General features: G+C 73.3%; 7 protein-coding genes. 1 reads left to right on the top strand and 6 read right to left on the bottom strand.

What is annotated here, in order from left to right:
* Nucleotides 1–73: 73 nt before the first annotated feature.
* From RBJ65_RS34755 to RBJ65_RS34745, 3 genes are read right to left on the bottom strand one after another with little or no spacing between them, the layout of a single operon-like run.
* The gene (locus RBJ65_RS34755; RefSeq protein ID WP_306324276.1) at nt 74–469 is read right to left on the bottom strand and encodes a DUF742 domain-containing protein; all 396 of its coding nucleotides are present in this window, start codon (nt 467–469) and stop codon (nt 74–76) included.
* Between the two features lie 9 nt (nt 470–478).
* Complete coding sequence (locus RBJ65_RS34750) at nt 479–916, bottom strand: roadblock/LC7 domain-containing protein (RefSeq protein WP_306324277.1); 438 nt, start codon at nt 914–916, stop codon at nt 479–481.
* Complete coding sequence (locus tag RBJ65_RS34745) at nt 913–3,780, bottom strand: nitrate- and nitrite sensing domain-containing protein (protein WP_306324278.1); 2,868 nt, start codon at nt 3,778–3,780, stop codon at nt 913–915. The genes RBJ65_RS34750 and RBJ65_RS34745 overlap by 4 nt, the downstream gene beginning before the upstream one ends.
* Nucleotides 3,781–4,218: 438 nt before the next feature.
* Here RBJ65_RS34745 and RBJ65_RS34740 point away from each other — a divergent pair, with 438 nt between their 5' ends.
* A complete protein-coding gene (locus RBJ65_RS34740) occupies nt 4,219–4,650 on the top strand; it encodes a hypothetical protein (RefSeq protein ID WP_306324280.1) in 432 nt (143 codons plus the stop codon).
* 52 nt (nt 4,651–4,702) lie between these two features.
* Here the strand turns inward: RBJ65_RS34740 and RBJ65_RS34735 are convergent, their stop codons facing one another.
* The 3 genes from RBJ65_RS34735 to RBJ65_RS34725 all read right to left on the bottom strand — a co-directional run bounded on the left by RBJ65_RS34735 (nt 4,703) and on the right by RBJ65_RS34725 (nt 12,022).
* Nucleotides 4,703–9,418 carry a hypothetical protein gene (locus tag RBJ65_RS34735; protein ID WP_306332194.1) on the bottom strand — a complete coding sequence of 1,572 codons (4,716 nt, stop codon included), beginning with the start codon at nt 9,416–9,418 and terminating at the stop codon, nt 4,703–4,705.
* A 56-nt stretch (nt 9,419–9,474) separates the two neighbouring features.
* Nucleotides 9,475–10,368, bottom strand: coding sequence for a hypothetical protein (locus tag RBJ65_RS34730; RefSeq protein ID WP_306320732.1), 894 nt, complete (start codon nt 10,366–10,368; stop codon nt 9,475–9,477).
* Between the two features lie 127 nt (nt 10,369–10,495).
* On the bottom strand, nt 10,496–12,022 hold the full coding sequence (locus RBJ65_RS34725; RefSeq protein WP_306320731.1) for a hypothetical protein: 1,527 nt from the start codon (nt 12,020–12,022) through the stop codon (nt 10,496–10,498).
* Nucleotides 12,023–12,090: the final 68 nt, after the last annotated feature.

Genomic DNA, 12,090 nt, shown 5'->3' with positions numbered 1-12,090 from the left:
GCCGTCCGCCCCATTCCTGTGCCCCGCAGGCTCCGCTGTTGCCGTTGCTGTTCCTGTCGCTGTCGCTGTCGGATCAGAGCGCTCTGAGGCCGTCGATCACGTCGCGGAGAATACTCGCGTCGGGCAGCTCCGCAGGTGGGACGGGGCGGGTCACATGGACGAGTTCGTCGTCGACGAGGTCCCCTATGAGGACGCGGACCACCCCTATCGGGAGGTCCAGTTCCGCGGCGAGCTCGGCCACGGACTGCGGGCTGTCCTGGCAGAGTTCGACGATGTCGACGTGTTCCGGCGACAGCGTCTGGTCCTTCGCCGCGTCGCGTTCGTGCTGTTCGGCGACGACGACGGCGATCAGGTCGAGCCGGTGTTGGGCCGCGCTGGTGGTGCGGCCGCGCGTCATGGCGTACGGACGAACGACGGGTCCCGCGTCGTCGTCGAACCAGTGATGCGTCTCCTGACCGTCTGGTCTCATGCCAACCCACTACCCTCCGGCGGGCAGATCCGTGCGCCGGGCCGTCCCCAGATGTGCTCCGACCCGCTTGACCAGCAGGGTCATCTCGTAGGCGACGAGGCCGACATCGGAATCCGCTTCGGACAGGACCGCGAGGCAGCTGCCGTCCCCCGCGGCGGTGACGAACAGGAAGGCGTCGTCGAGCTCGACGACCGTCTGCCGGACGCCCCCCGCTTCGAAGTGCCGGCCGACGCCCTTGGCGAGGCTGTGGAATCCGGAGGCCACGGCGGCGAGGTGTTCGCTGTCCTCGCGGCTGAGTCCCTCGGAGACGCCCGTGGGCAGCCCGTCACCGGAGAGCACCATCGCCTTGCGGATGCCGGCGACACGCTCGACCAGTTCGTCCAGGAGCCAGTTCAGCTCGCCGACGATACCGCTCGTGGTCTGCGCATTGGCCTTCGGCGCGGTCATCGACCGTCCCCCTCAGAGTTCGTTCCTTGTGCTGTCCCGTCGGCGCGTTCATCGCCCGCGGTGTTCTCCGCACGGCCGCGCCGCCAGCCGCGCTGGAGCGAGGCCATACGGCTGCGCACCTCGTCGGCGTCCCGGTCGGCGGGCCGTACGGAGGGTGTTCTGTCGTCGGCCGGTGCCGCGCGGTCGCCGCGCAGGTCCGGGCCGTCCTTCAACTGCGGGGCCAGGTTGGCCTGCCGGACGCGGCGGGGCAGACCGCCGGGGGGTGTGTCCGGTGTGGCGCCGGGCGTGGTTGTCTGCCGCTGGTCGTCGGTGGCGGGCTCGGGGCTCTCGGCCTTCTCCGTGGTTCCGGCGGCCTCACGCGGTGCCGTCGGCTCCTCGGCGGCGCGGGTGCGGCGCCTGGGCAGGCCCGCGGGGGTGTCGCTCGGTCCGTCGCCGCTGCCCCGGTCGTGCCGCTCACCCGGTTCGGGCGCGCTGCGGTCCGTCTCGCCGGGCCTGCTGTGGGTGACGGTCCGGCCGTGCGAGCTGACGAGCTTGGGGACGCGCCGGCGCGGGAGCGGCAGCGGCCCGTCCGGGCGGGCGTCCTGCTCGTCCCGGCCCCGGCCGCCGTCCCGCTCCTGCCCGTCGCGCCTGCCGGGGCGGCGCGGGCCACCCATGCGGCGGGAACCGTCCGGGCGGTCGCCTCCTGGGCCGTCGTCCTCGGCCTGCTGGTGCTGCTCGCCCGACGGACCGGTCAGGGCGCGACGGGGGCGGAACAGGCCGCCGCGCTCGCTGTCCTCGTCGCCGATGGCTCCGGGGAACTCGGTCATGTCGGAGGTCGTCAGCGGGGCCTCGAGCTCGACCGGTCCGTCGAGCACGGAGGCCGGAAGGCCAGGGAGCCCGGCCACGGTGTCCGCGGGGGGCCGGTTCGTCGAAGTCGGCGTGCGGCGGACGGCGTTGGGGCGGTCGAGGCGGAAACCGGCGCCTTCGGTGTCGGGGGCGTCCGTGAGGAGGGAGTCCGGGATGAAGACGACCGCGGTGGTACCGCCGTAGGGCGAGGGCTGGAGGGAGACGCGGATGTTCTGCCGCTGGGCGAGGCGGCTGACCACGAAGAGGCCGAGCCGGTCGGTGTCGGAGAGTTCGAACTCCGGTGTCTCGGCGAGCCGCAGGTTGGCGTCGAGGAGCGCGTCGGGGGCCATGCCGAGGCCCCGGTCGTGGATCTCCAGCGTGAAGCCATTGGCGACGCGCTCGCCGAGCACCTGCACGGCGGTGTGCGGCGGCGAGAACACCGTGGCGTTCTCCAGGAGTTCGGCGGCGAGGTGGGTGAGGTCGGCGACGGCGGGGCCGGTCACGGCGATCCGCGGCAGCCGCCGTACCTCGATGCGCTCGTAGTCCTCCACCTCGGCGACGGCGGCCCGCACGATGTCCATGAGCTGGACGGGCCTGCGCCACTGCCGGGACGGAGCGGCGCCGGACAGGATCACGAGGCCTTCCGCGTGGCGGCGCATGCGGGTGGTGAGGTGGTCGAGGCGGAACAGGTCGGCGAGTTCGTCGGTGTCCTCGGTCCTGCGCTCCATGGCGTCGAGCAGCGTGAGCTGTTTGTGCAGGAGGACCTGGCTGCGCCGGGCGAGGTTGACGAAGACCTCGGAGACGCCTCGGCGCAACTCGGCCTGCTTGACGGCGGCTTCGACGGCCGAGCGCTGCAGGGTGTTGAGCGCCTGGCCGACCTGCCCGATCTCGTCCCTGTCGTATTCGAGGCGCGGCGCCTCGGTCTCCACGTCGACCTGGTCGCCCGCGGCGAGGCGCCGCATCACTCCAGGCAGTCGCACTCCGGAGGCCTCGTGCGCTTCCAGGCGGAGTCGGCGCAGGTCACGGACGAGCGCGCGGCCGATGCGTACGGAGAGGTACAGGGAGACGAGCAGCGCGACCAGGCCCAGCACTCCGGCGACCCCGGCTCGCACCAGGACCCCGACGGCTTCCGGGCGGGCCCGGTCCTGATAGCGCTCGGTCGCGGCGGTGTCCCGGTCGACGAGTTCCTCGAGCACCGGCTGGGACGCCTTGTCCCAGCTCCGCGCGGTGACGCCCTTCGGCGTGCCGGGCGTTCCGTTGACGACCGCTTCCTCCGCGACGCGCAGCGGATTGGTGTCGGGGCTGCGCCAGTACCGCTGGAAGCGGGAGCGTTCGGAGTCGGGCAGCAGCGCGAGGTTGGTCTCGTAGAGGAGGGAGCGCTGGGCCACGAGGTCGGAGACCTGACGCAGTTCTTTCTGGGTGAACCGGCGGGCGACCAGGCCCGAACCGACCAGGGCGTCCTCCTGGGACAGGAGTTCGCGCGCCTTGAGCACGCCGACGAGGGCGCGCGCCTCGCGTTCCACCTTCGCGTCGTCGAGGGCGGTGAGGTCGAGCAGGAAGTCGTACGTCGGCGCGATCAGGCGGTTGTAGAACTCGAGGGCCTGGGCGCGGGTCACGGTGCCTTCGTCGACGTTCCGGCGCAGCGACTCGATGCCTTCCAGTCCCTCGACGGCGGCGTCGAGGGAGCCTCGCGCGTCGCTGTCCAGGTCGTCGCGGGCGTCGCCGTCGCGCACCTTCCCCTTGATCCGGGTGATCGACTCGTCGGCCGCCGTCCGCTTGGCGCGCAGCGCCGACTGGGCGTCGGAGGCGCGGGGGTCGGCGAGATAGACGAGCGTCTGGCGGCGTTCCGCCTGCAGGGAGCGGCCCGTGTCGACGAGGGGGTAGGCGACCGAGTCGATCGCCTTGCCCGCCGAGATCAGCTGGATGGCGGCGCGGCCCGTGATCACCGTGGCGAAGGCCCAAATGGCCGTCAGGGACAGCAACGGCACCAGCAACAACGCCACGATCTTCCGGCGGATGGACTTCCCGCGAAAGCGCATGGCCTCCCCCAGATCGGCCCCCTGTCTTCAGGGGCACACACGTGCGTCAACAAACGGCGCGAGCCTACTACTGAGACAGGAACAACTCGAAGACCTGTCCGGATGCTGTTCAGGCGAACTGCGGTGCAGACATCACGAGTTGTCCGGCATTGCGGGAGATTCCATCCGCTGGGGAGCGGCTCCGGCGGCGGCAACAATCGGCCTGTCTGCCTGAGGTGTTGGCCGGAACTGGGCGTACCTTCCGTTTGGACCGGTCGCGTTCGGTCGAGTTCGCCGGAACGGGAATCTTCACGGCCCACCGTTCGTCTTCATCACATAGGGCATCACGAGAGCGCGGCAATCGCGAGAGCACGGCAATAAAGCACGGCAATTCGGGCAGTCACTGTGCAGTGTCGGTGCGGGGGCATCGGCTTGAGGGTCGTCGAAGACCCGGGAGCGGTGGGGAGTGACGTGGCGATGGGCACGGCGGAGCGGAATGGACTGTGGGTCGAGGAGCCGGCGAGTCGGCGCCGGATGCCCGATCCGGTACGGACGGCCGCGGTGCGGGCCGTCCTGATAGTCGCGCTCACCCTGGTCCAAGCCATGATCGCCGTGCTGTGCACGCTGGCCGACTCCTGGCTGGCGTTCCCCATGGTGCTGAGCAGCGTGGGCAGCACGGTCGTGGCGACGTGGGGCGTCCTGGACGTCTGGGTGACGCGCCAGGTGTGGAACCAGCGGGCCGGCGTCGTCTCGGTCCCGGCCAGCACGGCCCGGCAGTTGCGCAGGGAGCGCCGCCAGGCCCGCCGCACGGCCAAGCGCCGTGGCGTCGCACGGCCGGACTCGGTCAACATACGCGGGCGCGGCGGGACCAGGCAGCTCACGCACAGCTGAGCCGCCCCGCCGCGCGGCCCGCCGTAAGGCGTGAGCCGTCGGGCGTTCCGCGTCAGCCGTCGACGGGCCGCTTGTACATCCTCGTCGCGGTGATCTCGCCGTGCACCGTCTCGCCCTCGGGGTCCTGCTGCGGCAGGCCGGGGCGCAGGTGCTCCTCGACGCTGATGTACTTCAGGCCCGCGCGCAGGTCCGCGTCATTGCGCATCCGGATCACGAGGGGGAACTCGGCGAGCGCCGTCGTGTCGAACAGGCCGGTGGTGTAGAGGAGTTGGACACCCAGCGCGTCGGACACCGCGCGCTGCAGTTCCAGCAGGTACGTGGCGTTGGCGCGGCCGATCGGGTTGTCGAGGAACAGCGTGCCCGCATGCCGGTGCTTGTCGCGGCCCCGGTCGTTGGAGCGCAGCGCCGCCATCGTGCAGTACAGGGCGATGGCCGCGGTGAGCAGCTGGCCGCCGGAGAACACGTCGCCCATCTGCCCGACGGGGACGCGCTCGGCGCGCAGCACCGCGTCCGGCTTGAGGATCTCGACGGCGACGCCCTTGGGCTGAAGTGCCGCGCTGACGCCGCGCAGCAGCAGGGACATGCCGTCGCGGCGCAGGTCGGAGTTCTTCTTCACGGCCGCGCGGGTCGCCTCGTCGACGACCTCGCCGAGCCGCTCGATGAGCGTGGCCTGATCGGGCTCCTCGAAGCGGATCCGGAGGAACTCCTGCCCGGACCACTCGCCGAGCCCCTCGGGCAGCCGGGACAGGCGCTGGGCGGAGCGGAGCGTGGCGAGCGAGGACTCCACGAGGCCGCGCAGCCGGTCCACGATCGAGTCGCGGTTGCGCTCCAGCTGGGCCAACTCGTCGGTGAGGACGCGCAGTCGGGGCGCGAACGCGTCGGCCCACTTCTGCGCGTGCTCGGGCAGGGCGGACGCGGGCAGCTCGCGGATCTGCTGGCGGGCGGGGGTGCGTACCTGCTCGTAGCGCGTCGAGTTCGCGTGCCGTACGAGGATGTCGCTGGCCTCGCGGACGGCGGCCTCGGCGGCGGACAGGTCGGCGGCGCAGCCGCGCAGCGAGCGCCGGGTCTCGGCCGCCGTCTGGCGGGCCTCCTCCAGGGCGCCGGGGTAGGGCTCGGGCTCCTCCTCGTCCTCGGCCGGGTCCGCGTGGTCGCGCAGCAGGTCGCGCAGGAGCGCCGCGGTCTCGTCGAAGCCGCCGGCCCCGTCCTCGGCGGCCCGGTGGGCGTCGAGGAGTTCGGTGTGGGCGGCGCGGGCGGTGCTCAACGCCTCGGTGCGGGCGGCGAGTTCGGTGGTGGCGGTGCGCAGCAGGGTCTGCGCGTGCTCGGTGTCGGAGGGGACGAGGTCCTCGGGCAGTTCGGTGTGCGCGTCGCCGTCCTCGGGCGCGTGCCGCTCGGCCTCGCCGCGCAGTCGGCCGAGCTGCTCGCTGGCGGTGGAGGCGCGGCTCTCCAGGAGCTGGACGAGTTCCTCGGCGCGGGCGGCGGCGGCCTGCCGGGAGGGGCCGTCGGCGCCTTCGGAGGTTTCCAGGAGGGCGGCGGCGCGCGTACGGACCTTGTTGCTGAGCCGGTCGAGTTCGGCGAGCGCGGCGGACTCGTCGGACTCGGCGCGGGCCTGCTCGGCCCTCAGGTCGGCGCCGACGCCCACCTTTTCGTAGACCTGGGACGCGGCGCGGTACGCCTCGCGCAGGGCGGGCAGTGAGGCCTTGGGGGCCTCCCCTTCGGGTACGTCGTCGGGGGCGCCGGCGATCTCGGCGCGCTCGGCGCGCAGCGTGCGGGCGGTGCGGCGGGCGTCGTCGGCGGAGCGCTGGGCGGCGCGCCGGTCCTCGTCGGCGGAGCGCGCGTGCTCCAGACAGGTCTGGGCGCGGGCCTCCGACTCGACGGCCTCGTCCGCGAGTTCGCGGACCTTGGCCTGCCAGCCGGCGCGCTCGCGCAGCCGGAACGCGAGCCCGGCGAGCGCGTCGGCGGCGCGACGGGCCTTCTGCGCCGCCTCCTGCCGGTCGTCGCGCACCCGGGTGGCCTCCGCGGCGGCCTCGTCGGCCTCGGCGCGCACCGTGCGGGCCTCGGCGAGCTCGGCCTCGGCCTCCTCGGCGAACGTACGGGCTTCGTGGGCGGTGGTGGCGAGTTCGGCAAGGTGGCCCGCGGGGCAGCCGGAGCGCCAGGAGGTCAGGCGGGCGGCCAGTTCGCGGTCCTTGGCGAGGCGCCCGGCGAGCGCCCGGATGTCCTCGTCGCGGCGGGCCGCGCGCTCGCGCAGCGCCTGCCGCTCCTCGTCGGCGGCGTGCTCGTCGTGCATCGCCGGGTTCGGCGGTACGAGGAAGACGTTCGCGTCGGACGCGTTCTCGGCCGGGGGCGGGGCGAGCAGGGCGGCAGCGGTGCCGACGGCGACGGCGGAGCGCGGCAGCAGGGCAGCTTCGGCGAGGGCCTCCCGCGCGCGCTCGTGGGCGGCGTCGTCGGTGATGACGACGCCGTCGACCAGTTCGGGCCGGGCCGCGAGCACGCGCGCGTGGTCGGCCGGGTCGACGGACTGGGCGAGGTAGCGCCAGCCGGGGAGGGCCGGGATGCCGTGCTCGCCGAGGAACTCGACGGTGGCCAGGACGTCGGGGCCGGGAGGCAGCAGGCCGCCGTCACCGAGGGCGCCGAGAATCCGGGAGTCGTCGGCGGCGGCCGTACGGAGTTCGAACAGCTGCCGCTCCGCGGCGGTCACGGAGTCGTCGAGCAGCGTCTTGAGGTCGTCTGCGGAGCGGTCGAGGTCTGCGGCGGTGAGGGCGGCCTCGGCGGACCCGGTGGCACGGCCCCCGTCGGCGGCGGACGCGTCCCGCGCGTCTCCCTCGGACCCACCGGACTCACCGGACTCACCGGGCTCGCCGGCCCCACCGGACCCACTGGACCCACTGGACCCACTGGACCCACCGGCCATGGAATCGCCGGACTGCCCACCCACGCCAAGCAGTTCGGCGACGCGCTCCTCCCCCGCGAGGGACGCCGCCGCCCGCTCCTCCGCCCGGTGGGCCTGCTCCGCGGCGCTCGCCGCGTCGGCGGCGCGGGCCGCAGTCAGTTCGGCGCGGGCCTCGGTGGCACCGGCCTCGCGCGCGTGCTCGGTGGCCCGGCGCGCGGCCTCGCGCGCGGTGTCCCACGCGGCGACGGTGGTCTTCTCCGCGTCGGCCGCGGCGAGCGCGGCGCGGGCCGGGTCGGCGTCGGGCGCGCTGTCGTCGATCCATCCGGCGCGGACGGCCTCGTCGGTCTCCTGCTCTACCTCGGTCAACCGCTGGCGCAGGTGTCCGAGTTCACTGCGGGCGCGCTGGGCCTCGGTGGCGGCGACGGTCGCGTCGTGGTGCGCCCGCTCGCCGGTCTCCTGGAGGACGGCGGAGCGCTCCTCCTCCTCGTTGGCGTGCGTCTCGGCCTGTTCGGCGGCGCCGTGCAGGGCGCGTACGAGTTCGGAGGCGGCCTTGGCGCGGGCCGCGAGCGCGGGGGCGGCGTCCCGTTCGGCCTCGCGGATGGCGACGGCCACGCGCGCGGAGCGGTCCGCGGCGGCGCGATGGCGAAGCACGGCCTCGGCGGCCTGCCAGGCGGAGTACAGGTTGCGCGCGTCGGCCAGTTCGCGCTTCTGCGCGGCGGCGGCCTTCTCGGCGCCCGCGAGCGCCAGGGAGGCGTGGCGGTAGGCGAGTTCGGCGGCGATCAGGGAGCTGCGCTCGCGCGCCGACTCGGCCTCGGTGACGGTGTGCGCGGCGGAGGTGACCTGCTGCGCGAGGTCCCCCGCGCGGCCGCGCTCGACGGCGGCGCGGGCGGACAGGCGGCGGGCGAGCGTGCGGGTGCGGCGCTCGGCGGCGGTGTGCACGTCACGCGCGCGTGCCCGCGTGTCGGCGGCTTCGACGATGCGGGTGAGCAGGTCGACGGAGCCCGCCGTGAAGTCGCGCTCGGCGATCAGTTCGGCGCGCCGCCCCAGCTTGTTCCCGAACCCGCTGACCAGGTCGGCGAGCCCGTCCGTGTCCCGGGTGTCGGTCACGGCGCGCAGCAGCAGGTCGGTGAAGTCGGAGTCCTTCTTGACGGCGAAGAGACCTGCGGCCTCGCCCTCGTCGGCGTTCATCTCCCGCTGGTAGCGGAAGAGTTCGGGGTCGAGGCCCAGGTCACCGAGGTGCTCGTTCCAGCGGTCGTGGATCTCCTCCCAGTGCACCTCCAGGTGCGGGTACGCCTTGACCGCCTCGGTCATGGCGTCTCGGAAGCCCTTCATGGTGCGGCGCCGCCCCTGCGCGCCGGAGGCGCCCTCGGTGGCGGGTCGTACGGCGCTGGACTCGGCGACCGGCAGCGAGTCGAGGCTCATGCCGGGGCCCGGCCGGAACGAGTACCAGGCCTCGGCGAACTTCCGCGGATCGTTGGAGACCTGCCGCCCCCGCCACTCGCTGACCTTGCCGACGACGATGCACTCGCCGGTGAGCGTGTGCTGCCACTCCAGGGCGACGTGTCCGCAGTCGTCGGCGAGGAGGAACTTGCGCAGCACACCGGAGCTGGCGCCGCCCAGGGTGTTCCGATGGCCGGGCAGCATCACCGAGAAGATCAGCTTGAGCAGGACCGACTTGCCACCGCCGTTCTCCAGGAAGAGCACGCCGGCCGGCGCGGGGCGGCGCGGCGGCCCGACGGGCTCGTCCTCGAAGAACTCCGCCTGGGTGGGCGCGGGATCGGGCACGGGCTCGCCGACGCCCCGCAGGTCAAGCACGGTGTCGGCGTAGCGCGCACCGGCGGGCCCAATGGAGTAGAGGCGAACCCGGGACAGCTCGTACATGGCGGACTCTCGTGGTAGGTACGGAAGTTGAGGCGGTTGTGGGGACTGCGGGGCGGCTACGAGTGGAAGGGCAGGCCCGCGTCGGCGACCAGCCCGGTCGCGTCCTCGTCCATCGGCGGCACGAGGCTCGCGGACCCGTCGGTCACGGGAACGACGCCCAGCTCCAGAAGTTCGGCCATCGCGGCCGTGCCGGCCATGTCGCGGACCTGGAGCTGGTAGCGGGCGGTGGTGCGGTACGTACCGCCCCCGTCGTCGCCGGTTCTCTGCAGGAAGCCGGAGTCGGTGAGAAACGCGACGGCCTTGCCGACGATGCCGGTCGTCGAACTGGCGAGGCGGCGCGTGTCCTTGGTGGCTCCCGTGGAGCTGCGGCGGGCCCAGATTCGCCAGGCCGCTTCGAGTCCGGGGGCCTCGGTCGCCGGGTCGGTGTTCTCTCCGGTCTCCTCGGCCCGCTCCTCCAGCTTCCGGCATGCCTGCCGGACGAAGGCGTCCACGCCGTTGACACTGACGCGGCCGATGTAGCCGTCGTCGGCGAGGTCCTCGGGGCGCGGGAAGGCGAGCGCGGCGACCGCGAGGTGGGCGAGGCCGTGCAGGAACCGGTCGGTGGAGTCGGTGGCCGCCTTGCGCGCGTAGTCGCCCATGCGGACGGCGAACACGGAGTCCTCGGCGGCGGTCACGGCCATCCCCGCGCGCGGGGACACCTCCAGGACGACGAGCCCGAGTCCGGTCGCGACGGCGTCGGCGAGCCGCGCGAAGGGCGGGTCCTCGCGGTAGCGGCGCAGCAGCTCGACGTACTCCTGGTCACGGGAGGGCTGCAGCTTCGGCTGGAGACCGAAGGAGACGAGCCGGGCCGCGTCGGCGGCGTCGGCCGGGGTGACGGGCGCCTGGGCCCTGGCCGAGCCCGAAGCGTCGGGCTCGCCCCATTCGGCGTGCTCTTCGGCGTACTCGGTCACGGGTGGTGCTCCTTCATGGGTGCTGCGTAGAAGTTCATGGGTGCTGCGTAGAAGTTCATAGGCGCTGCGCAGGAGTTCATGGGTGCTGCGTAAGGGTTCACGAGTGCTACGTGGAGGTGGCTCGGCATCACGCGGCCTCCGTCCGGTCGGTGGCCATCCCGACCGCGTCGAGCAGGGCCGTGCCCACGATGAGGTCGGCGCCGCCGAACTCCGCGTCGTCGAGCTCAGTACCGTCGTCCACCGCGAACAGCAGTTTCTCCTCGCCCTGGCGGTAGGCGGTGCCGACCGGCGGGCTCGCGGCGTGGACCGCCAACAGGGCTACCAGGTAGGGCAGTTCCGGGTCGCGCTCGCGGGCGTCGGCGAGCAGCCCCGACAGGCGGCGCGGCGCGTCCGATGGCAGGTCGAGCAGCTCCATGGCGCCCGCGAGCTGCTCCTCGCTGAACCGGCTGTCGTCCGGCGTGGCGATGAGGTCCGGCTCGGGCATCTCGGCGCCTAGGTGCTCGCGCTCCATGGGGGGCGTGAGCAGTATGTCGACGAGGTCACCGACGCGTACGGACACGGGCGTACGCAGCCCGGTGCCGCGCGCGAAGAACGCGTCGGTCGCCTTGGTCGCGCTCTCCACGGGGAGCGGCAGCAGCGGGGCGAGGAGCTGCCCGTACAGGTCGAGGCCCGCGCGCGCGGAGGGCGTCGCGAAGGCCTGTCGGTCCTGCTCCGCGCGGAACAGCGGACCGGCCTCCAGAAGGCGCGACTGCAGCTGCGTATGGCGGCGGATGCAGTCCTTGACGATGTCGACGAGCTCGGCGGCGCGGCGCTTGTGCTCGGGCTCCTCCGACTCGTCACGGGCCTTGCGGATGTTCGTCAGGATCGCGTTCTCGTGCCGGTACCGGTCCGCCACGTGGTCGAGCGCCTCGGCGATCATGTCGGGCACGGCCTGCAGCCAGTCGACGGCGCGCACATTGCGCCGCGTCGCGTCCAGCGCCTTGCGCAGCGTCTCCGAGTACTGCACGGTCCGGTACCTGGCCTGCTCGGCGGCGAGCTGGGCGTCCGCGAGGCGGCCGCGGCTGATCAGCACCTCCAGCTTGACCTCGGCGGCGATCTGCGCGCTGGTGACGTCGGTGTCGAGGGCACCCACCAGCACGTTCACGGCCTCGTCGGTCGTGCGGAGGTAGACGCCGCCTCCGTAGCCGGGCACTTCCTCGATCAGCTTGAAGTCGTAATCGCGCCGTACGTAGGCACCATCGGGACCGAACGTGCCGTACACGGCGCGGAAACCGCGGTCCACGCTGCCGACGTTGATCAGGTTCTCCAGGACCCAGCGGGCCACCCGCTCGTGCTCGGCGGCGGGGCGCTGCGGGGCCTGTGCGGCGATACGGGGCACGAGCCTGGCCACTATCTGCTCGTGGTCGGCGCCCGTGTCGAAGTCCATGTTCAGTGTGACGAGATCGATGGCGGAGAGCGCCACCTCCGCCATCCCGTACGTCGAGTACTCGCCCGCGAGATTGGCCTTGCGCACGTCCAGGTCGTGCAGCGGCGCGGTGCAGGCGAGCGCGCGGAGCCGCCGCGCGAGCCCTTCGTCGGCGGCCGGGCCCGGTGCGGGGCGCGGCCCCGCGCTGAGCTGGGGCGGAACGGATTCCGTGCTGGCAGGCAAAGTCACGGAGCACAGGTTATGCGCTGGGTCTGACAACGGTCGAAACGGCGCAGATCCGACGGCTTCGCGCGGGG

Origin of the sequence: Streptomyces sp. KL109B (genome assembly GCF_030766935.1) — a bacterium.
Lineage (GTDB): Bacteria > Actinomycetota > Actinomycetes > Streptomycetales > Streptomycetaceae > Streptomyces.
Note: the sequence above shows the minus strand (reverse complement) of the source record. Positions and strands in the feature narration are given on the sequence as shown.